Origin of the sequence: Wolbachia endosymbiont (group B) of Parapoynx stratiotata (assembly GCF_947250635.1) — a bacterium.
In the GTDB taxonomy this organism is placed as follows: Bacteria; Pseudomonadota; Alphaproteobacteria; order Rickettsiales; family Anaplasmataceae; genus Wolbachia.
In genome coordinates, this window is the sequence record NZ_OX366335.1 from 1,517,992 (window position 1) to 1,538,900 (window position 20,909).

The following is a 20,909-nucleotide window of genomic DNA, read 5'->3' on the forward strand; positions in this document are numbered from 1 at the left end:
TTGCAAGTTCAAAAGAATAATAAAAACAAAATTAATGAATTCATCACAGCTAAGGAAGTACGCTTAGTTGATCATAATGGTGAAATGGTTGGAATTGTGCCATTAAGACAAGCTTTGGAAGTTGCACAAGGTGTCAATTTAGACTTGGTAGAAATTGCACCTGATTCAACTCCTCCAGTATGTAAAATACTCGACTACAGTAAACAAAAATATGATGCAAAAAAGAAGGCAAGCGAGGCAAAAAAGAAACAAAGAGCATTAACTATAAAGGAAATTAAGCTGGGCCCCAATATTGATAATCATGACTATGAAACAAAATTGCGTCAAACAAGAGATTTTCTTATATCTGGGCATAAAATCAAGTGCACAATGAAATTTAGAGGTAGAGAGCTTATAAATACTGAGGTTGGAGTGGAAAAATTAGAACGGCTAATTCGAGACACTGAAGATATTGCAAAGGTAGAGCTAGCGCCTAAAAGGGAAGGAAATCAATATTTTCTAACTCTGGTTGCTAAGTAGTAAAACGACTTAAAAGTGTAAGTTAAGTTACTGCCCTATCTTCAATTACATGACGAAAATGTCTGATTAGCCCTTGCACTGGCCAAGCTGCAGCATCGCCAAGCGCACAAATTGTATGTCCTTCTATTTGAGTTGTAAGGTCAAGTAGCTTATCTACTTCACCAGGTTTAATATTTCCTGCTACCATTCTTCTCATAATTCTCCACATCCATCCAGTACCTTCACGACATGGTGTACATTGCCCACAGGACTCATGCATATAGAAATGTGATAATCTTTCTATTGCAGCTATTATGTCAGTTGATTTATCCATCACTATCACAGCAGCAGTACCAAGCCCTGATTGTACAGCTCTCAATGAATCAAAATCCATTTCAATAGTATCGCATATAGATTTTGGAATTAATGGTACTGAAGACCCACCAGGTATTACAGCAAGTAAGTTATCCCAACCTCCTCGCACTCCACCTGCATATTTTTCAATTAATTTACGTAGTGAAATTCCTAGCTCTTCTTCAACATTACATGGATTATTTACATGCCCTGAAATACAAAAGACCTTAGTGCCAGTATTATTTGGTTTACCAAGAGATGCAAACCACTCTCCTCCGCGATTTAGGATATCTGGAACCATAGATATAGTTTCAACGTTGTTTATTGTAGTGGGGCAGCCAAAAAGTCCAACACCTGCGGGAAATGGAGGTTTCATGCGAGGAAAGCCCTTTTTTCCTTCAATGGATTCGAGTTGAGCTGTTTCTTCCCCACATATGTAAGCTCCTGCACCCCTATGGATAAACACATCAAGATCATAACCTGACTTGCAGGCATTTTTTCCAATTAAGTTTTCTTTATAGGCTTCCTCAAGTGCTTTTTTTAGAACTAAATGTTCATTATAAAATTCACCCCTGATATAAATATACGCAGCTGATGCGCTGATCGCTCTGCCAGCCAGAAGAATTCCCTCAAGTAGCTTGTGTGGCTCATATCGTAATATGTTCCTGTCTTTACATGTACCAGGTTCTGACTCATCTGCATTGACTACTAAATATGCTTTTGGAGGATTTTTAGGCATAAAGCTCCACTTAAGGCCAGTAGAAAATCCTGCACCCCCTCGACCTCTCAAGCCAGATTTCTTTACTTCATCAATGATTTTTTCTGATCCTAAATCCAGTAATTCCTTTGTTTTTTGCCAACTACCACGTTTTTTTGCACCCTCAAGTAGTGGTGTTTCTTTACCATTTAAGTTTGTGAATATTTTGTCCTGTTCTTTTAGCATGCTTTTAAGATTCTAAGTGATCCCGACGCGATTCGAACGCGTGACCCACTGATTAAAAGTCAGTTGCTCTACCGGCTGAGCTACGGGATCATTTTATTTTTCAGCTATACTAAACAGTAATATAGTTTTTATCCATTTTAATCAAACTAAAATTTCCATGTGTGGTTAAATAAATTATATAATGTACTGTATTAGTGATAATTTAATTAAAAATTTTTGAAGGAAAACTTCTTGTTAATTCAAAGATTCATTTGGTAAAGCTGACGTACAACTCTAAAAAGATAGAGAATTATACATAAATGCAGAATTTGTGCACTATTTAGCAATAGCCTCACAAATAAATATTTCTTGCATTTCAGCCTGAGTGATTTATGCTTTAAGCAAAAGTTGGGGGCATAGCTCAGCTGGTAGAGCATCTGTTTTGCACGCAGAAGGTCAGCGGTTCGATCCCGCTTGCCTCCACCAAACAATACACGAGAAAAGGGCGGTTAGCTCAGTTGGTAGAGCATCTCGTTTACACCGAGGGGGTCGGCACTGTCATCGCCCAATAAATCCAGAGTTTTTAGCCAAAATTTAAAATACAAAAATACACTAAAAACTGTGCAAACAAACACGGTATTTCACTTCAAATGTTTACCCATAAAAACCCTATATTTTTACATAATCTGTTAAGCATACTCTCTATTTCTCTACAATATATGGCATTTTGCAACAATTGAGAGAGAATCACAGAATAAACAAGTCAATAAAAGAATTTAATTTGACAGTAGAGAGAGGTATGTTTTGAAAAATTGTGTCTTTTTATAGCGCACTTTGACAATAATAATCAATTTTACTGTAAGTAGGTTAACCAACTTTTACTATTATTTAATTGCTAATATTTTAGTATTAAATGATTATGTGAGGCGTAGAGTGGATGTTAAAGTAAATTATGCAGAAATTACTAAACGTATTGCAGCGTATTTAGTTGACCAAACAATATTCCTAGTCTGCTGTTCATTCTTTTTTTTATTAATTTCATTTATATTACCAGAAGAATCTCTTACTAACTTTTTTAATTATGTCTTTTCTGATACCAACACTGATACTGGCCTTATATCAGAACGACATGAAATATTAGGAAACTTAGGTATATTATTAGAAAGTTTAGTATATGTAACATTAGAAGTATTAATGCTAACAAAACTTGGGTGGACTCCAGGAAAATTGCTACTTGGCATATACATAAAAGATACAAACACACTTAAAACCGCTACTTTAATGCAAGTAGTGATAAGAAGCACCATAAAGGCACTTTTGTTTGTACTTCTCTATGTTTCTGAGTGGTTTTTAATTTTACCAATCTTGGTTTTAATATTTGCAGCATTTGATAAACGCAAGCAGTTCTTTCACGATAAAACTGCAAATACGGTAGTGATAGACTATAAACCTGAAGAATGTCATTTAAATTTAAACTATGTGGGAATAACTAGGCGCATTATAGCGGACATTATTGACTATTTTATTCTTAAGGGAATTTCCTTAGTCTATGTGATTTTTGTATGGGCAATTTTGCGCACTACTATACCTCAATCATTAATTATACATACTTGCTCATCTTTTTTGCTATCAGTGATATTTGGAGTATTCATGGTAAAAAAATCTGGTGGTACTCCAGGACAATTATTATGTGGTATTCATATAAAAGATGCAAATACACTTGAAAATGTTACTCTAGTGCAAGCAATAATTAGGTATATTTTGATTGAAGTTATTCACTTCCCTATACTTATTACGAGAAGGGAATTTTTTAATAAGTATACTTCTGAGTGGTGGATTGACCCTTCATCAGGCTTAATCCTTATAGCTATAATACTAATTTTTGTATGTGCAATATTTGACAGGCGCAAGCAGTTTCTTCATGATAAAATTGCAAAGACGGTGGCTGTAAAGAAGAAAGCAGAAGTAATAGTAGTAAATAAACCTTTAAGCTGATTTTTTCAGTTGTAGGTTTATATTTAACTTTTTTCTCTGCAATTTTTAATCTGTATTGACTTTACTTAGAAAAAGTTGTTGACACTAGAAATGTTAGCGCTATAGGTATAGCAATATTTGTATTTACATAAATTGTTTACAAATTTTTGAGTAATTTTTAATAGAGGCAATAATAATGGGTATAGGTCAACAACAACCAATTCGTGATACAGTTGATGAAATTTGTACAGACGTAAGTAGAACAATATATGCTATTTTCAGCGAAAATATGAATGATAATACACTTGAACTTCTTCGTTTAAAGCTAGATGTGCAGAAAACAGTTGGCAATTTAAATAAATTTGTGAAGGTTTTGCGTAAGCATAATAAAGAGATACTGGCTTTGTTGCATAGCTCCTGATAAGGCAGGTAGGTACAGTAAATTCATGCAGCTAATTCGAACTTAGCCATACCTATATCAGTAAATTTATTAAGCAAATAGCACTTAATTAGTAGTTCTTTTTCACGATTTATTTCAGATTTATTCTTGAGACTAAACCCAAACGTTTTTTTCAACCTATAGAAAAAACATTCAACAAAGGATCTTAGTCCATATTTTGTTTCTTGTGTCCATTTCTTTATACCGTTCTCATAGTTTTCACATAATTTAATCACATTAATGTTGCTATTTCTTTCTAATTGATAATCAATTTTCTCATAGATTTTCGCACCTTTTATTGGTCGAATGATTGGTTTTATATTATGTCCTTTACACACTTTATACATACTAGCTTTATCATAAGCTGCATCTGCGCGAACAGATGAAATATTATATTTATCTACTGTTCCCTTTAACATATCGCATGATAATCAAGTGTAGTACCATTAGTGTACTTCATATCTATAACTTTTTTATTATTTATACTTAAAATAATATGTAACTTTCTTACTTGATCATATCCATTATATTTTCTTACTTTTGCATTTTCTTTATTACGTTGATGGGTGTTGTTATAGATACAAATACTGGTGCTATTTATAGCTATTTCAATGTTTTCCATACCATTTTTATCAATTCTACAATCATCAATTTTCAAGTTAAGCTTTTTGAATCTTCTAGAAGCTTGAGTATAGCTAATGACTTTGAGGTCTTTTCCCATTTGCTCTATACAACCTTTTACGAAACCAACTGCTTGTCTTAAGCCAATCCTAAAAAAATGGACTACTATATGTATCAAAATTACAACTTTATCACTATAAATGTTATTGCCACCTGCAACTTTTGGACTATTTTCATACCAATTTTCTATGGCTTGATTAACAAAATGAAAAACATTTCCTCTTTTTTGAAGAAATTTGTTATATTCGTAGCAGTTACTGACCTTCATTTTGACTGGCATATTGGTGGTTAAATACCTGTTTTATAATGATTTCTGTCAGTAACTTCCAGTTTTTTTTACTTGAGCCATGCAACAAAGCCCTTTCGGGTTGTAAGTTCCAAAAGATTATGGACTCACAAACCACATTGAGCGATTTAACTGTACAATGAGGCAGAGAATCAGTCCTTTAGTCAGAAAAACCTTGTCATTTTCTAAAAAACTAGCCAACCACATAGTGCTATTTGGAACTTATTACAATCAAATGTTTATTTCATGAACTGTGGGGCACTACCAAAGTTTTAAGGTAGAGCTCTCTCTTTTTGATTTGTGTATAAAGAGCACTGTATTTATGTTCAAATGAGTCTTTAGAAAGTGATAAAAACTCACTCAGTTCAATAAATGTTTGAAGCGCCTTAAGCTAAATTCTTGCTTTAACTGTTTTTGTGCTGACAGCTGATTATTTTGTGAATGAACTTCTCCTTTGGTATGTAGTATTATTGACATAAGGTTCCGTATTATTAATTTGTGTTAAACCTACCATTATAGGGTTAGCATATCGTAATCAGGGAAATTAGGAATGCAAGATATTTTTATACGTTTTCTAGAATTTTTATCTACTGCAGTATTAGTAGAGAATTTTTTGTTTACTTTACTCACTACCAGCTCTTTTTTATCTTGAATTTCTCTCAAATTCTCAAACGTATAGGGCTTTTTATGTTAAGTAAAGTTACCAAAAATGTGTCTATTTTAAGTATTTTTAACCATCTTACATAAAGCAACAGAGAACAAGTTCAAAAGTATTGTAGGGTCCACCAATATAGGTTTCAACATACCATAAAGCCAGCCTATTTATTCTATCGGGGTTTTATACTAATTCTCTAGTGATATTTGTTATTATGACCCCAATACATGCTAATTTAATTATAAATTAATCAGTAAATGCTAGAATAGCTATAATTAAATTTATTAGATAATACTTATGAGTGGAAAAAAACATGTCTTTAAGATGGTACCTGGACAGCAATTTTCATTCGGATCTAGTCGATATGAAACGTATTCTAACATTGAAGATCCTCAATCTATGAAAAAAGTCAAGCTTATATCGCTAAGCGAAGAAGACGATACGCTAGAATTATCTATAAAATTCTGTAGCGATTTTCTTGATAGATTTGGAATGTATTGCGTAGAAGAAAAACAAAACAGATATATTCGAGATGATCAACCTGGTTATTATAAGAACAGTAATTCATTTGCATATGACAATGATAGATTAGTTAAACTATCATTAAATTGGGGCACAGGAGATAAAACTGGTTATCATAATTTTGTAGGTGAAGAATTGAAGTACAAATATTTAACATGGGAGGAATCAGGTCTTGGTGACGATAAATATTATTTTTCAGATAAGGAAGGAAACATAATCGATTCACCTGACAACAAGATATTACAATACAGTATGCCACACCATGATACAGCAAAGGTGATAGAAGATATAACATCGTCTAAGATACCAAAGAGTGTACTAATATCAAGTGAGTTCGCCAAAACTTTTTTTAAGAACTTAACAGGAAATCAGTTAGAGACTCTTGCCGATATTCTTAATAATGAGAAATTACAGATTTTAGCAAAGAGCTTAACAAATAAACAACTACAGGTTTTAGCAGAGAACTTAACAGATGGACAATTTCTAGCTTTAGTGGATCATTTAACCAATCATCAATTACAAGCCCTTACTCACACATTGGATTCAAAAAAGTTAGGAATAATAGTCCCCTTATTAAATAAGGATCAGGTTGCGAACTTAGTAACAGACTTTAACCTAGATCAAGTAAAAGAAATTTTCCCTCACTTAAAAATGGATCAGATTCCGGAAGTTGTTAAGACAATAAGCAATGATCAGTTTGTAGAATTGATAAAAGATGCACCTGAGCAAATTTTAAATACTATTCTTAATAAAGCATTAGAAGATCGACTTCCAACTCTAGTAAAAATGTTAGAAGGAGATAGATTACATAATTTAATTAATAAGTTAGACCACAAGAAACTTGAAATAGTAGCTCGAGAGTTAACTGATGATTCTGATAAGATTCAGATGGTTGTTAAGTCTTTAGCTAACAACCCAGAAAAACTTAAAGCTTTTGCTCTTAGTATGTCTAATGAGCAGTTTAAAGAACTTTTGGATAATTTAGGTGCAGAAGAGCTGAAAGATATTATTCACAAACTGCCTCATGAGAAAGTCATATCTGTGATTGGTGATCTTGGCAGTAAAGATCAGTCCAATGCTATCATTGATGCATTAAAAGAGAAGTTTGATAAACAAAGCGAATCGATAAATGAGTTACACAAAAAGCTTGAAGAATTTATCACACCGCCACCAATGGATTCTCCATATGATGTTATGGAAGAAGGATATTATGAGTTAATATAGATAAATAGCTCTAGATTTGGAGCTATAGCAAAGTATTCCAATGATAAGCAGCTTATACGTTGTTTATTATAGTTAAGGATTAGTTAGATTTTTTTACATGACTATGGAGGTAAGATATGACAATCGACAACAGTGTACAAAATAGCACACAGAATCTTGCAGGGATTAATAGTGAAGGAAGTAAGCCAATTATGAGTAAAATTGATCCCATCAAATTCACAGCTAGTGGAACACCTTACACAGCAGATCAATTAAAGCGGCCTGCACCATTCTCCCATGTTCAAAATATTATTGGGAAAGTAACTGACAATATGAATAATATGATTGATATATTAAATACAACATTAAAAGCTGAGCAAACTAAAGTTATAAGATTGATAGATACAGTTGGTGATGAAAATAGTGGACTAATCAAGACAATTAACTATTTAAAGTCCGAATTAGAACCACCGCCAATGGATACCCCTGAGTTCATTTAAGAAAAAAAGTAACAGCTTGCTAGCAGGCTGTTACTCTTTTCACATGCTGTTTAGATACAGCTAAATTAGGGAATCTATTTTAAAACTTTCGACTTGTAATTCTCATCATGTTTTGCAAACACCGTATCTGCAAGAAAAGTACTATTATCAAACATTTTACCTTGCACAACAACACCACTTTTTTCTGAAAACATTGGTGGAAGTATTCCCTGATATTTCACCACAACGCTTTTGTTAAAATCTGTCATCTGAAAAATTACTTCGCTTTCGCTCCGTATCACGCTATTTTCAACAACCATTCCACCAACACGGATTGGCTTTTGATTATTTGGTAAAACTATTGCCTCACTTACTGTATAGAAAAATGAGATATTTTCTTTGAGCGTTGTTAAAATAAAAAAAACTGCACAACTTAAAAAGCAGAAAATTCCTGAAGTTATAAGTAATCGCTTATGTTTCTTCTTCATTGTTGCTTTTAAGACTTTCTAAGTTTTTTTTACTTTTTATATAGCAAGAAACGGTAAAAATAAAATTTCCACCAATCAGTATGAAACTAATAAGGTAAGCAAAAATTACATATGTATTCATAATGCACTGCCAATAAATAACTCACCTGCATCAAAATAAATTAAGCTTCCATCATTTTGCTGAAACACCAATTTACCACTTTTATCTATATCAGCAAAAATTCCTTCATACAATTTGTCAGCTAACTTTACACTGATTTGCTCATTCATTTTGAATGCTTTTTTTAACCACATTTCTCTTATAGCATAAAACCCATCAAATAGCCATTGCTTTCTTAGCTTATTAAAGTTTATTATTAATTCTTTTAACAGATCCATGTGAGACACAGATTCACCGTAATTGCTAATGCACGTTGTTCCTAGAAGTGGTGCATGATTGACATTAATTCCAATTCCTATAATGAGCCAATTTGAATTGGATTTTTTTTCAAGCAATATTCCGCTTATTTTCTTGCCATCGATTAGAACATCATTTGGCCACTTATACTGGAGATTTAGACCATTTATAAATGACAGTATAGTATTTCCAACAGCAAGAGCAGTAACAAAAGTCAATTCTGTTAATTTGCTGACATCCTTTTCTTGGTTAATTATCAAACTCGCATAGAGATTACCCTCTGGAGAAATCCAGCTTTTTCCAGTGCGTCCCCTGCCTTCTGCTTGTTTATCGGCAATAATAATAGTTTCATTAGATATCCCTTTCTCAATTAAACCCAATGATTCTTTATTAGTACTTGGAACTTCTTTGTAATGATAAATACGAAAACCTTCAAGGATCACCTTGTCAGCCCTTTAGTTTAATGAGTGAGTCAAGATCTTCTACATACAAGAAAAGAACGAGATTGATCAGTGAAACTACTGAAGTGATAATGAATAGACCCCTAGAATAAGCAACCTTATTACCACTAGCTTTATCAAAATACATAACTTTCATGATATTTAAATAATAGTAGCATGATATCACACTCGCTATTACAAGGATCAAAGACAGGCTGATAAAGCCAGAATTTATTAAACTTTTGAATATAAAAAATTTAGCGATAAAACCTGCAAGTGGAGGTATTCCCGACATCGAGAGTAATAGTATAGAAAGATGGAATGCTAAAATTGGTTGCTTTTTTCCTATACCAGATAAATTTGCAATATCACAATCATCATCGTCAATTTGTACGAGATATGAGAATAGCCCTATGCTTGTGATGATATATATCACCAAATACATTAAGGCACTATCTGTTCCTGCTTGTGTAAAAATAGAAAGTGAAGCAAATATAAAACCAATATGACCAATTGAACTGTAAGCAAGCAGCCTTTTTAAGTTTTGCTGACGCAAGGCCCCAAAAGCTGAGATAAGCACAGACAATGCTGAAACGTATAAGAAAATAGGCTGAACATAACTTTTTACATTTACTAACTCTTCATTCATCAATCGAATTAAAAATGTTACAAGTGTAGCTTTTGGGGCCGTAGAAAAAAACGCAGTTACTATGGTAGGTGCACCTTGATAGACATCTGGAGCCCACATATGAAAAGGAGCAATAGCAAGCTTGAAACACAAACCAATAAGGATAAAAACTAATCCAAAAACTATTCCATAAGTTATCTGATGGTTTTGCAAGAATGAACCGAGCTCAGAGAAATTGACTTGTCCTGTATATCCATAAAGCAGCGACATTCCATACAGCATAATGCAGGAAGATAGTGCACTAAGTGTAAAATATTTCACTCCTGCTTCACATGAATAAATCGAATCTTTATTAAAGCTCGCAAGAACATACAAAGATATACTCATCAACTCAAAAGCTAAGTAAAAAGAAATCAGACTATTTGCTGAAACTAAAGTTATCATGCCAAACAGTGCAAAAAGAATCAGTATTGAAAATTCATATTTATAGTCATATTTTGATAAATTCAGCATCAAAAGTATTAAAATTCCTGTGCTGAGAATTAACCCTTGGGCTGACCTGATGTATAAATTGAGTTTTAACAACGAATTAAAGAGAAAAATTTCATTGTTTTCTGCCGAAAGAATTAAAATAATCAAAGTTACCACTGTGCAGCCAAGTGCTAATAAGTTGATAGTTCTGCGGTTAAATATAATCCCAAGCAGTAGCAACACTAACGAGGAGATAATAGAGAACATTTCCGGCAATATCTGTATATAATTCATAGCGCATTATATTTGACTAACAAATTTGCCATACATGGCTTCAAATAATTCAGTGCAAGGGTTGGGTAAAATCCAAGCAAAATAACAAACACTGCAAGCAGAATTAAGACAGAAAATTCTATGCTATCCAAACGGTTATTTAATAATTTAGAATAGCTAACCCCCCATATTATTTGCTTACATAAATTCAGCATATAAACTGCGCTTAAAATAGTGCCAAGTGCGATAAATCCTGTAAAAAACCCTATGCTCTTAAACATCCCAACCATAGCCAAAAACTCACCTGCGAACCCAGATGTTCCAGGTAGCCCTATTGAAGCCATTGAAAATAAAATGAACATAAAACCAAATTTTGGCATTGTGTTTACTATGCCAAAATATTTTGCAATCTCCAAAGTTCCAGTTCGAGTATATAGCATTCCAACACATAAAAATAAAGCAGCAGAAATAAGTCCATGACTAATCATTTGAAATATAGCGCCGAGTACTCCTTCCTCACAAAATGAAAAGAGGCCAGCAGTAACGATCCCCATATGTGCTATTGAAGAATAAGCTATTAACTTCTTTATATCATCTTGAGCAAACGCAACTAGAGAAGCATATATCACCGCAATAATGCTCAGCACAACAACGAAATTTGAAAAATACAAACTTGCCTGAGGAAGCATTGGAATAGAAAACCTTAAAAATCCATATCCCCCCATTTTAATAAGCAAGCCAGCTAAAATCACAGATCCAGAAGTTGGTGATTGCACATGCGCATCAGGAAGCCAAGTGTGAAATGGAAACATTGGTACTTTTATTGCAAAAGAAATAAAAAATGCAATCCACAGCAATGACTGCACTTCAAGATCAAGGCTTGGCACTAATGTAGCTAATTTTTGTATATTAAACGTTCCAAAAATGCTATAGATGTACACCAATCCAAGTAGTAATAATAATGAGCCAGTTAATGTATAAAGAAACAACTTAAACGTTGCATATACCCTGTGTTTTCCTCCCCAGATGCCAATAATAAAGAACATTGGTATTAAGACAGCTTCAAAAAATACATAAAAGCCTATAGCATTCAGTGAAACGAAAAAACCGACTACAAAACTCTCAAGCAGCAGAAATAATGCCATATAGGCTTTTAGGGTCGTATAACTCATTTTGCAATTATAGAGCATACAAATAACAAACAAGAAGGTCGTAAGTAGAAGGAAAAGCAACGATATTCCATCCACCCCTATTCCAATATCTCTTACTGGATAGCTGACAAACTGAAAGTCCGCATTGTTATAATCAAATTCTATACAAGCTACAATGCTAAGCAAAAATGGAAGTATAGCAAAAAATAGAGCAAGGAATCTTAGGTGTATAGATTGATGATTAATCCTGACCGAGGATAAAGTTAATGCCCCTAGCAGTGGAAGCAAGAATATACTAAGTAACAACACCTTCTATTTCATTCCAATAATATATAAAGCACCGATTATTAAAGTAACAAACATAATAAATGCATAATCAAATATATAACCAGTTTGTAACTTTATAGAACTTTTTGAACATTCATTAACCAACCTTACAACACCATTTGGTCCAAATGAATCAATAGCCTTAACATCAAACTTCCATAGAAGCCTAGATATAAACCTTATCGGTGCAATTATAACAAACTCATACACCTCATCAAAGTACCATTTATTCTGCAAAAACTTAAGTAAAAATTTACTCTTAATTTGCCTAATTACTTGATATTGGTAAATTAGGTATGCAAGTGCTATTCCACTTAGGCTTGCTAAGGTTGGCAGTAGTTTTATAAAGAAATTATGAACTCCATGCTCATCAATCATCACTAAACTTGATTTCCAAAACGCATTACTAGTTATGTTTAAAATATTTGCTCCCCATATTCCAGAAAATACTGATCCAAAAGCGAGTATCAGTAATGGTATAAGCATAATCTTTGGTGCCTCATGTATATTAATTTTACTTTGTTTTTGGCTGTGGAACACAAGAAGCAATAACCTCCAAGAGTAAAACGCTGTGAAGAATGCAACAACTAAGCTTATTACAAAAGCAAAGCTATCCGTGCTATAAGCATGTTCAATTATCAAATCCTTTGAATAAAAACCTGCAAATGGGAATATCCCAGAAAGCGCAAGAGATCCAACCCACATGAGAGCGTAAGTGCAAGGGATTTTCTTCCAGCAATTTCCCATTTTCTGAATGTTTTGCTCATGATGCATTGCATGAATCACATTGCCAGCACCAAGAAATAGTAGAGCTTTAAAAAAAGCGTGTGTCATTAAATGAAAAATAGCAACATTGTAAGCAGAAAGCCCACATGCCATGAACATATAACCAAGTTGACTGCAGGTTGAATAAGCAATTATTTTCTTTATATCGTTCTGAGTAATTGCAACGGTGGCTGCAAAAAAAGCAGTGAGTGCTCCAACGATAACTATTAATTCTCGTGCCACATTTGATAACTCAAACAATGGAGAACACTTTGCTACTAAAAATATACCTGCTGTTACCATCGTTGCTGCGTGAATAAGTGCAGAAACAGGAGTTGGCCCTTCCATTGCATCTGGCAACCAAACATGTAAACCAAGCTGTGCAGATTTACCCATACAGCCAATAAAAAGTAATATGCATATTATATGAGTTACTTTGAATTCACAGCAGAATGCCCTAATGTTCTGCGTGCCAAGAAGATCAGTTGTGTCAAAAACTTCAGTAAAATTCAAAGAGTGAAATGTATAATAAATAAGAAAGATTCCAATCAATAGTGCAAAGTCTCCTACCCTATTCACAACAAATGCTTTAATTGCTGCATTATTTGCAGAATATTTTTGGAACCAAAATCCTATGAGTAAATAAGAACATAGGCCAACCCCTTCCCAGCCAAAAAAAAGCTGCACGAAATTATCGCTTACAACCAGCACAATCATGCAAAACGTAAATAGCGATAGGTAAGAAAAAAACCTCGACTTCCCCTTATCATGCTCCATATAACCGATAGAGTAGAGATGTACTACCAGTGAAACGGTGGTAATAACAATAAGCATTAAGGATGAGAGAGCATCCACACTAATTGCCCAATTTACTTTTAATACACTTAATGAAAATAGAGGAAATAAACTCAAGTGATAATTTTCAGAGAAGGTGAGAAAAACATACCAAGATAAAACTGCAGATATTCCAATCCCTGCCGTTGTAACTAACTGACTTTTTCTAAAAAATGCTCCAAACAATGAACCAAAAAGTGGCAGAAATACTATTAATTTCAGTATATCCATCATACTTTCATTCTTTCATTAAATTTGCTTGTTCAACGTCTATATTGCCACGGCTTCTATAATATACAACCAATATTGCAAGCGCAACTCCTGACTCTGCTGCCGCAACAGTCAACACAAACATCACAAAAATTTGCCCAACTATATCATTCATAAAGGCAGAAAAAGCAACTAAATTGATGTTAATCGCCAGCAATAATATTTCTATTGATAACAGTATATTGATTATGCTCTTACGGTTAATGAAAATACCACACACGCCAATAGTGAACAAAATAGCAGCAACTATCAAAAAATGATTTAATCCTATTTCCATTCTACTCCTTTTCCAAATTTAGCCTTAATCAATTTTACAGATGAAGATTGTGTCAATTGCTTTAATACATTCTGTTTTTTAACTCCTTTTTTCTTGTCCTGCAAAGTAAGAGCAATTGCACCGACAATTGCAACAAGTAGCAAAATTCCAGAAAGATGAAAAGCGTACATGTAGTCAGTGTAGAGCAAATTACCGATAGCTTTCACGTTATTGGTATTATAGTTTATAACATTGCTTATATTTGGTGCTGAGCTGCGGATTACAAAGCTGATGATTAGAAAAAACACAACACATAATATAGCACCAAGAGTGAAATGCTTTGCAAAACCCTGATGCAATCTTATGTAGTCGATATCGAGCATCATGACTACAAAGAGGAATAACACTGCAACTGCACCGATGTATACTATCAGCACCATCATAGCAATGAATTCAGCTCCAAGGAGAATAAAAAGCACTGCAGAGTTAACGAAGGTGAAAATTAAAAATAATACTGCATGCACAGGATTCCTTACGCTAATTACACAAACAGCAGATAAAATGCTAAGAATTGCGAAAAAACAAAAGAAAAAAGGCATCGATACTTTAACTGCAACAATAGTTACTAACTTAAAGTAATTATTGCCGTAAAGTCAATATTATATTAAACGTTTAAAAACATTGTACTACAAGCTTCAGCTCCATTTTAAATTATTATATAGAGCATTTCCTCAGTCACACAAACACTCTTGACAATTTTAATTTATTAATGTACAATATATGCATGTTAATAGTCAGTAATAGCTCAAAATGTATAACATATTTGGTTACTTCGAAACTTGTGATAAGCAAAGTGGCAAGTTAGATGGCAAAAGTTATCAATACACCACAAGAGATCATGTGACAATTTACTTCAATAACACACTAGCCAGTTTAGGTAGATCATGGAGAGAATTTAAAGAAGAAGCATATGGGTTTATATATGATATCGGAGCTTGGTTGAAAGAAACATATGAAAATCTCACTGAACGACCTGAAATGCATAACTTCTATGTTCCAGAAAAACTTCCTGTTAAAGCTGAGGAAATAGAGATGAAGGAACTGAATCGTAAGCCTAAGCCATTCAAAACTCCACCTATCCACCCAACAAGCAGAAGCTCTAGTGCCAATACCTCAAATCAAGTTGTTGTTACTCGACATACACCTGAAGCTACTAAAACAAGATAGATAAAAAACCTACGTTTAAATATGTAGTACTTGAGTGAAGCATTCTTTAAACTGTTCTATTCAATAAAATCTTTACAATATTTGGATCATAGGTTTAACTTTACGAAGTTATAGTCTATAGGGCTTCAATGAACGATTATCTCTCACTGTTAAATCCAGAGCAACAATTAGCTGTAACTAACTTAAATGGGCCAATTTTGATACTGGCAGGGGCGGGAACGGGAAAAACAAGAACGATCACTTCAAGAATAGCGCACATAATTCGAAATGGCTACGCTTACTCCGATGAGATCTTAGCAGTTACATTCACGAACAAAGCAGCAAATGAAATGATATCAAGAGTGCTTGAACTTACGGGCACAAATATACCATGGCTTGGCACCTTCCACGCAATTGCAGCAAAAATTTTACGTTATCATGCTGAAATTGTGGGCTTAAATTCCAATTTCACAATCATTGGTGTGGATGATCAATTACAGGTAATAAAAAATATTATTAATGAAATCAGCCCTGATTACCTATCAGAAAAATGTAAGACCATTATGAATATTATTCAGCAATGGAAAGAGAAGTGTTTATTGCCGTCTGAAGTGGAAGATGTTCAATCATTTAGGCCAGTTTACGTAACTGCACTCAAAGTCTATTACCAGTATCAGGAAAGGTTAAAATTCCTTAACTCTGTCGATTTTGGTGACTTATTGCTATATAACATACAACTCTTTAATCAAAAGACCGAGGTTCTATCCTACTACCAAAACAAGTTTAAATATATTATGGTAGATGAATATCAAGATACAAATGCAATACAATATCTTTGGCTAAAATACCTTGCAAAAGAGCACTCAAATATTTGTTGTGTAGGAGATGACGATCAATCGATATACAGTTGGCGTGGTGCAGAAGTTGAAAATATTTTGAAATTTTCCGATGATTTTAAAAATGCAAAAACCGTTAAACTGGAGTGTAACTACAGGTCAACATCCCACATACTTGCAACTGCATCATATGTTATCAATCACAATAAGACTCGCTTAGAAAAAAAGTTGTGGACAACAAACATTGAAGGGGAAAAGGTAAATCTAATAAAATTATGGGACGGGAAAGCTGAAGCAAGGTTCATAAGCGAACAGATATTAAAGCTCAATAAATACAGATTTAGTGACATTGCAGTGCTCGTAAGAGCGACTTTTCAAACTAGAGTGCTCGAAGAGTATTTTATAAAATATTCAATTCCCTATAAGATTATAAGTGGCGTAAAATTCTACGAACGTCAAGAAGTAAGGGATATAATTGCATATTTGAGGCTTGTTACAAATAATAATGATGATCTCGCTTTTGAAAGGATCGTAAATCGTCCAAAAAGAAGCATAGGAGCTACAACTCTAAAGAAAATATACACGACTGCTCAGGATAACAAAATTTCTTTTTTTGAGGCAGCAAAAATATTGGTTAATAGTGATCAAGTAACCGAAAGAATTAAACTCTCACTAAATGATTTTTTAAATAAAATTAAAGCTTGGGAAGAAATAGTAAGCGTAAAACCACTGCATGAATTCGTTAAAATCGTAGCAAATCAATCAGGATATATGGAAATGCTTGAGAATGAAGGAGTGACGGGTTTAGCGCGAATAGAAAATGTTAAAGAGCTCATTTCATCTTTGAAGAATTTTGACAACGCTATAACCTTCTTGGAGCACATTAGCCTGGTGATGGAAGTGGATAATATGAATAGCGATGACACTGTATATGTTATGACTCTTCATGCAGCTAAAGGACTTGAATTTCCGTGTGTGTTTTTACCTGGTTGGGAAGAAGGATTATTTCCTCATCAAAGATCTTTTGAAGATAAAAGTGGTAAAGCTTTAGAAGAAGAGAGAAGACTTGCATATGTTGGCATAACTAGAGCAAAAGAAAGGTTGATCATTTCATGTGCAGACAGAAGGGAAATGAATAACCAATGGAAATCAATGTACACTTCTCGATTTATTAAAGAACTGCCAAGAGAAAATGTTGAGGTGATCAAGAATAGTGCCTACTGTTGAAGCTATAACTGCAGCTCTTACGACAAACACATCTGAATTACTTCAATTATATATTTCTCCTGGCAAAAATTCTCTGATGGTCTTAAATAAAATTTTCAGTGAATGATTATCAGACATGTTGTGTTCTGCTGATTTTATTAAGTGTACTTCAACGTCTGTTGACTTAATTTTTTCAGCTAAATTCAATGAAGTTTGATAAGGAACATCTTTATCATTAATGCTATGCAATAAGCGCACAGGACAGTTTATATCTATTGCTTCTCTGTTTAAAAGAAGGTTCTTTCTGCCATCTTCGATCAAATTTTTAGTTATTTTGTATGTACAATGCTCTGAAGTAAAATCTATTACACCTTTCGAACCTAGTTCTTCTTTTTGCTTGCCTGACAATTGCTTGAATATCAAATCTTCAGTAAAATCAGGAGCAGACGATATGCCGATTAATGCTGCAATTTTTTCTGGAAATTGAAGAGCAGTGAGTAGCATCAGCCATCCTCCCATACTTGAACCTATAATTATTTGTTTATTGCTAGTTAATTCACTTATCACTTTAGCACAATTTTTTTGCCAATCACTTATTGTATAATCAGCAAAATCACCGCTTGAATTACCATGGCCAAAATAATCAAAGAGCACAAGTGCTATATCATTTTCTTGGCAAAATTTGTAAACGGCAGTTGCTTTAGTTCCATCCATATTGGATGCAAAACCACTAAAAAAAACTATAGAAGCCTTCTTTCCTTGTAGCTTTCGATATGCTATATGGTCATTACTTTCATCGAGTAATTTACAATAATTCATACTACTTTGGCAAGGCAACCGGACTATCGCTCATCGAACGCAAATAGCTGACTAGATCTGCAATCTCTTGTGGATTGGAAATGCCTGCAAATGCCATACGTGTACCTTTTATGTAGGCTTTTGGATTTTTTAAAAAAGCAAATAATTCCTCATACTCCCATTTCCCACCTTTTTCAAGTAGTGCTTTTGAGTAATTGAATGAGCTGCTAAGATGGGCCTTTTTATTTCCAACCACGTTCCATAAGTTTGGCCCTACTTTATTCATTCCACCTTTCTCAAAACTATGACAAGCTATACATTTTTTTGCTGCTGACTTCCCCTTTTCAAAGCTAGCATTTTGCATGAGCTCCCCAATATCAAGTGCCACTTGTTCAATCTTTTGCTGAGGCTCATTGCTGGCTGCTACTATTGTTTGGTGTTCAATTTTATAATCCTCTGGGTTATAGAACATATCAACTACATTACTAACTATCATAATTATTAATCCAGAAAGTAAAATCGATGCTGCAATCTTATTAAGCTCCATAGTTAATTCTTATCAAGTAATGTTACTTAAATTATGCAAATATTTTCGCAAACAGCAAACAATTACCTTTATTCTACCAAAGATAGAAATTTCTATTACTTAGTTAATAGACCGCAATTCTGCTGCTGAAGTAACTCCGTGGTCCAGTCACATACTGGTCCGGAATAATATATTCAAATAGATTTCCTGCAAACCTGTCTAAAATGATTGAAACTGGAACCACTTCTATAATGTTCGTTTGCTTGACCTAAGATTCAGTAGCATTTAAACTGAATTTTATAAAGTACTAGAAATGATAGGAAATCTAAGAGGAATAGTTGATGAGGTGTGTAGCGATCACATAATCCTGAATGTGAATGATGTTGGCTACATAGTATATCTTTCAGCCAAAACTTTAAGTGCTTGTTCGATTGGAAGTAGAGTAAAATTACTTATCGACACTTATGCAAATAGCAGAGAAAACGTTACTCAGCTATATGGCTTTATAAGTAAAGAAGAACAGCAGTGTCTGCGTTTATTAGTTAAAGTGAGCGGTGTCAGCTATAAAACCGCAATGTCAATTTTGAGCAAATTAACTCCAGAGCAACTGTTTTTGGCAATTATAAATGAGAATAAACTAGCACTTAAGGTGAGTGGACTTGGCCTGAAACTCATAAATCGAATTATTACTGAGCTGAATGGCAAAGTAAGTAAATTAGAGATAAATAACAATCATTTTCACTCAATTAGTGAAGATGCTCTTTCAGCTTTGATCAATCTTGGATATGAAAGAACAAAAGCTTATGATACAATAAAAAAAATAGAAGATGAATCACCAAACTTGGACACTAAAGATATTATTCGTATGGCGCTTAAAACAATATGAAGTCAATATCATGTAGTAAGGAATACTCTGAAGATGTACGTAATTTAAATATCAGGCCTGAGCAACTTGATGATTTTGTCGGGCAAAAAGACTTAATACAAAATTTAAAAGTGTTTATAAATGCTGCACAGACGAGAGCTGAAGCTTTGGATCACGTATTGCTCTATGGTCCTCCAGGGCTTGGTAAAACAACTTTAGCACAAATTGTCTCTAAGGAATTAAGGGTTAGCTTTCGTGCAACTTCTGGTCCATTGCTTAGTAAAGCTGGGGACTTAGCTGCAGTGCTCACTACTTTAAATGCAAAAGATGTTCTATTTATCGATGAGATCCATAGATTAAATCGTAGCATTGAGGAAGTTTTATATACTGCTATGGAAGATTTTTGCCTAGATATACTAGTAGGTGAGGGCCCATCTACCAGAACTTTAAGAATAGATTTACCACCATTTACACTGATTGGGGCAACAACACGGCTTGGACTGCTTTCTGCACCGCTGAGGGATCGTTTTGGTATTCCCCTGCATCTTGAGTTTTATTCTTTTGAGGAACTGGTTGATATTATAAAAAGAGGTGCAAGAGTTCTTTGTGCTGAAATCGAAAAGGATGCTGTGCAAGAAATTGCCTGCCGCGCCCGTGGTACTCCAAGAATTGCTTTGAGATTACTCAGAAGAATAAGAGATTTTGTTGAAGTAAAAGATGATAAAAAAATTACCTGTGAAATTGCCGGTTCTGCACTATCAAAATTGGGTATAGATAAAATGGGACTAAATAAATTAGATATGGATTATCTGAGATTTTTGTTTAACACCTCAGGACCTGTTGGAATTGACACCATATCTATTGCACTATCTGAAGATGTTGGCAATATTGAAGAAACAGTAGAACCTTATTTAATCAAGGTCAGTTTCGTAAAGCGCACACCAAGAGGACGTGTTTTAACTGATCAAGCAAGGGAATATCTCAGCATTAATTCAGTGGTATGCTAGTATTATACTATATTTTATAACATTGTATAGTATTACACTAAACATTATAATATTCTCTTATTATATGATTTGCAGGTGTTTTAGAGGCAAATAAGAAAGTCTTCTGTTATAGTGAATATGTTCTTGAAAAATTACGTAATATATGCTAGCCT

The 20,909-nt window shown here is 33.8% G+C and carries 20 protein-coding genes, 3 tRNA genes and 2 pseudogenes; 12 read left to right on the forward strand and 13 right to left on the reverse strand.

Annotation, left to right across the window (positions count from 1 at the left end):
• The gene (infC, locus tag OOT12_RS07145; RefSeq protein ID WP_010404127.1) at nt 1-519 is read left to right on the forward strand and encodes a translation initiation factor IF-3; all 519 of its coding nucleotides are present in this window, start codon (nt 1-3) and stop codon (nt 517-519) included.
• 22 nt (nt 520-541) lie between these two features.
• Here infC and nuoF read toward each other — a convergent pair whose 3' ends face one another.
• Nucleotides 542-1,795, reverse strand: a complete 1,254-nt coding sequence (nuoF, locus tag OOT12_RS07150; RefSeq protein WP_264374503.1) for an NADH-quinone oxidoreductase subunit NuoF — start codon at nt 1,793-1,795, stop codon at nt 542-544.
• A 17-nt stretch (nt 1,796-1,812) separates the two neighbouring features.
• A tRNA-Lys gene (locus OOT12_RS07155) sits at nt 1,813-1,885 on the reverse strand.
• Nucleotides 1,886-2,184: 299 nt separating this feature from the next.
• On the opposite strand from OOT12_RS07155, the gene OOT12_RS07160 reads away from it, so the two are divergent.
• From OOT12_RS07160 to OOT12_RS07175, 4 genes are all read left to right on the forward strand, one after another.
• A tRNA-Ala gene (locus OOT12_RS07160) sits at nt 2,185-2,260 on the forward strand.
• 17 nt (nt 2,261-2,277) lie between these two features.
• A tRNA-Val gene (locus tag OOT12_RS07165) sits at nt 2,278-2,342 on the forward strand.
• A gap of 365 nt (nt 2,343-2,707) precedes the next feature.
• Nucleotides 2,708-3,769, forward strand: a complete 1,062-nt coding sequence (locus OOT12_RS07170; protein ID WP_264374504.1) for an RDD family protein — start codon at nt 2,708-2,710, stop codon at nt 3,767-3,769.
• A gap of 175 nt (nt 3,770-3,944) precedes the next feature.
• Nucleotides 3,945-4,169 carry a hypothetical protein gene (locus OOT12_RS07175; protein ID WP_264374505.1) on the forward strand — a complete coding sequence of 75 codons (225 nt, stop codon included), beginning with the start codon at nt 3,945-3,947 and terminating at the stop codon, nt 4,167-4,169.
• A 23-nt stretch (nt 4,170-4,192) separates the two neighbouring features.
• Here the strand turns inward: OOT12_RS07175 and OOT12_RS07530 are convergent.
• Nucleotides 4,193-5,148 (reverse strand): annotated as a pseudogene (locus tag OOT12_RS07530) (IS5 family transposase).
• A gap of 94 nt (nt 5,149-5,242) precedes the next feature.
• On the opposite strand from OOT12_RS07530, the pseudogene OOT12_RS07190 reads away from it, so the two are divergent.
• From OOT12_RS07190 to OOT12_RS07200, 3 genes and pseudogenes are all read left to right on the forward strand, one after another.
• Nucleotides 5,243-5,430: pseudogene (locus OOT12_RS07190) on the forward strand (IS1 family transposase); the annotation flags it as partial.
• A gap of 703 nt (nt 5,431-6,133) precedes the next feature.
• A complete protein-coding gene (locus OOT12_RS07195) occupies nt 6,134-7,555 on the forward strand; it encodes a magnesium transporter (protein ID WP_264685277.1) in 1,422 nt (473 codons plus the stop codon).
• A gap of 116 nt (nt 7,556-7,671) precedes the next feature.
• Complete coding sequence (locus tag OOT12_RS07200; RefSeq protein ID WP_264374507.1) at nt 7,672-8,034, forward strand: hypothetical protein; 363 nt, start codon at nt 7,672-7,674, stop codon at nt 8,032-8,034.
• Between the two features lie 74 nt (nt 8,035-8,108).
• Here OOT12_RS07200 and ccmE read toward each other — a convergent pair whose 3' ends face one another.
• The 8 genes from ccmE to OOT12_RS07235 are packed head-to-tail and all read right to left on the reverse strand — an operon-like array spanning nt 8,109 to nt 14,912.
• Complete coding sequence (gene ccmE, locus OOT12_RS07205; protein WP_264374508.1) at nt 8,109-8,501, reverse strand: cytochrome c maturation protein CcmE; 393 nt, start codon at nt 8,499-8,501, stop codon at nt 8,109-8,111.
• The gene (locus OOT12_RS07535) at nt 8,485-8,622 is read right to left on the reverse strand and encodes a CcmD-like small membrane protein (RefSeq protein WP_458694286.1); all 138 of its coding nucleotides are present in this window, start codon (nt 8,620-8,622) and stop codon (nt 8,485-8,487) included. Before OOT12_RS07535 ends, ccmE begins: the two co-directional genes overlap by 17 nt.
• The gene (locus OOT12_RS07210) at nt 8,619-9,341 is read right to left on the reverse strand and encodes a biotin--[acetyl-CoA-carboxylase] ligase (RefSeq protein WP_264374509.1); all 723 of its coding nucleotides are present in this window, start codon (nt 9,339-9,341) and stop codon (nt 8,619-8,621) included. The genes OOT12_RS07535 and OOT12_RS07210 overlap by 4 nt, the downstream gene beginning before the upstream one ends.
• Before the next feature lie 4 nt (nt 9,342-9,345).
• Nucleotides 9,346-10,731: an NADH-quinone oxidoreductase subunit N gene (locus OOT12_RS07215; RefSeq protein ID WP_254230030.1), complete on the reverse strand. Its 1,386-nt coding sequence runs from the start codon at nt 10,729-10,731 to the stop codon at nt 9,346-9,348.
• Nucleotides 10,728-12,170, reverse strand: a complete 1,443-nt coding sequence (locus OOT12_RS07220) for a complex I subunit 4 family protein (protein WP_264374510.1) — start codon at nt 12,168-12,170, stop codon at nt 10,728-10,730. Before OOT12_RS07220 ends, OOT12_RS07215 begins: the two co-directional genes overlap by 4 nt.
• A gap of 3 nt (nt 12,171-12,173) precedes the next feature.
• A complete protein-coding gene (gene nuoL / locus OOT12_RS07225; RefSeq protein WP_264374511.1) occupies nt 12,174-14,021 on the reverse strand; it encodes an NADH-quinone oxidoreductase subunit L in 1,848 nt (615 codons plus the stop codon).
• 4 nt (nt 14,022-14,025) lie between these two features.
• Nucleotides 14,026-14,334 carry an NADH-quinone oxidoreductase subunit NuoK gene (gene nuoK / locus OOT12_RS07230; RefSeq protein ID WP_064085801.1) on the reverse strand — a complete coding sequence of 103 codons (309 nt, stop codon included), beginning with the start codon at nt 14,332-14,334 and terminating at the stop codon, nt 14,026-14,028.
• Entirely contained in the window at nt 14,325-14,912 is a 588-nt protein-coding gene (locus OOT12_RS07235; protein ID WP_264374512.1) for an NADH-quinone oxidoreductase subunit J, read from the reverse strand. The genes nuoK and OOT12_RS07235 overlap by 10 nt, the downstream gene beginning before the upstream one ends.
• 211 nt (nt 14,913-15,123) lie before the next feature.
• On the opposite strand from OOT12_RS07235, the gene OOT12_RS07240 reads away from it, so the two are divergent.
• Together OOT12_RS07240 and OOT12_RS07245 are read left to right on the forward strand one after the other, a co-directional pair.
• Complete coding sequence (locus OOT12_RS07240; RefSeq protein ID WP_264374513.1) at nt 15,124-15,540, forward strand: WD_0964 family protein; 417 nt, start codon at nt 15,124-15,126, stop codon at nt 15,538-15,540.
• A 128-nt stretch (nt 15,541-15,668) separates the two neighbouring features.
• Nucleotides 15,669-17,582: an ATP-dependent helicase gene (locus OOT12_RS07245; RefSeq protein WP_264376522.1), complete on the forward strand. Its 1,914-nt coding sequence runs from the start codon at nt 15,669-15,671 to the stop codon at nt 17,580-17,582.
• Nucleotides 17,583-17,624: 42 nt separating this feature from the next.
• Here the strand turns inward: OOT12_RS07245 and OOT12_RS07250 are convergent, their stop codons facing one another.
• Nucleotides 17,625-18,380, reverse strand: coding sequence for an alpha/beta hydrolase (locus tag OOT12_RS07250; protein WP_264374515.1), 756 nt, complete (start codon nt 18,378-18,380; stop codon nt 17,625-17,627).
• 1 nt (nt 18,381) lies between these two features.
• The gene (locus tag OOT12_RS07255; protein WP_264374516.1) at nt 18,382-18,906 is read right to left on the reverse strand and encodes a c-type cytochrome; all 525 of its coding nucleotides are present in this window, start codon (nt 18,904-18,906) and stop codon (nt 18,382-18,384) included.
• Nucleotides 18,907-19,198: 292 nt separating this feature from the next.
• Between OOT12_RS07255 and ruvA the strand changes: the two genes are divergently transcribed.
• Both ruvA and ruvB read left to right on the forward strand, forming a co-directional pair.
• The gene (gene ruvA / locus OOT12_RS07260) at nt 19,199-19,771 is read left to right on the forward strand and encodes a Holliday junction branch migration protein RuvA (RefSeq protein WP_264374517.1); all 573 of its coding nucleotides are present in this window, start codon (nt 19,199-19,201) and stop codon (nt 19,769-19,771) included.
• Nucleotides 19,768-20,757 carry a Holliday junction branch migration DNA helicase RuvB gene (gene ruvB / locus OOT12_RS07265; protein ID WP_007302374.1) on the forward strand — a complete coding sequence of 330 codons (990 nt, stop codon included), beginning with the start codon at nt 19,768-19,770 and terminating at the stop codon, nt 20,755-20,757. Before ruvA ends, ruvB begins: the two co-directional genes overlap by 4 nt.
• Nucleotides 20,758-20,909: the final 152 nt, after the last annotated feature.

What these genes read in the sequence shown, in the direction of transcription:
- nuoF (WP_264374503.1), bottom strand. Translation starts at nt 1,795, where the DNA reads ATGCTAAAAGAACAGGACAAAATATTCACAAACTTAAATGGTAAAGAA.
- nuoL (WP_264374511.1), bottom strand. Translation starts at nt 14,021, where the DNA reads ATGATGGATATACTGAAATTAATAGTATTTCTGCCACTTTTTGGTTCA.
- ccmE (WP_264374508.1), bottom strand. Translation starts at nt 8,501, where the DNA reads ATGAAGAAGAAACATAAGCGATTACTTATAACTTCAGGAATTTTCTGC.
- ruvB (WP_007302374.1), top strand. Translation starts at nt 19,768, where the DNA reads ATGAAGTCAATATCATGTAGTAAGGAATACTCTGAAGATGTACGTAAT.
- OOT12_RS07535 (WP_458694286.1), bottom strand. Translation starts at nt 8,622, where the DNA reads ATGAATACATATGTAATTTTTGCTTACCTTATTAGTTTCATACTGATT.
- OOT12_RS07250 (WP_264374515.1), bottom strand. Translation starts at nt 18,380, where the DNA reads ATGAATTATTGTAAATTACTCGATGAAAGTAATGACCATATAGCATAT.
- OOT12_RS07240 (WP_264374513.1), top strand. Translation starts at nt 15,124, where the DNA reads ATGTATAACATATTTGGTTACTTCGAAACTTGTGATAAGCAAAGTGGC.
- OOT12_RS07195 (WP_264685277.1), top strand. Translation starts at nt 6,134, where the DNA reads ATGGTACCTGGACAGCAATTTTCATTCGGATCTAGTCGATATGAAACG.
- ruvA (WP_264374517.1), top strand. Translation starts at nt 19,199, where the DNA reads ATGATAGGAAATCTAAGAGGAATAGTTGATGAGGTGTGTAGCGATCAC.
- OOT12_RS07245 (WP_264376522.1), top strand. Translation starts at nt 15,669, where the DNA reads ATGAACGATTATCTCTCACTGTTAAATCCAGAGCAACAATTAGCTGTA.
- OOT12_RS07255 (WP_264374516.1), bottom strand. Translation starts at nt 18,906, where the DNA reads ATGGAGCTTAATAAGATTGCAGCATCGATTTTACTTTCTGGATTAATA.
- nuoK (WP_064085801.1), bottom strand. Translation starts at nt 14,334, where the DNA reads ATGGAAATAGGATTAAATCATTTTTTGATAGTTGCTGCTATTTTGTTC.
- OOT12_RS07235 (WP_264374512.1), bottom strand. Translation starts at nt 14,912, where the DNA reads ATGCCTTTTTTCTTTTGTTTTTTCGCAATTCTTAGCATTTTATCTGCT.
- OOT12_RS07175 (WP_264374505.1), top strand. Translation starts at nt 3,945, where the DNA reads ATGGGTATAGGTCAACAACAACCAATTCGTGATACAGTTGATGAAATT.
- OOT12_RS07200 (WP_264374507.1), top strand. Translation starts at nt 7,672, where the DNA reads ATGACAATCGACAACAGTGTACAAAATAGCACACAGAATCTTGCAGGG.
- OOT12_RS07215 (WP_254230030.1), bottom strand. Translation starts at nt 10,731, where the DNA reads ATGAATTATATACAGATATTGCCGGAAATGTTCTCTATTATCTCCTCG.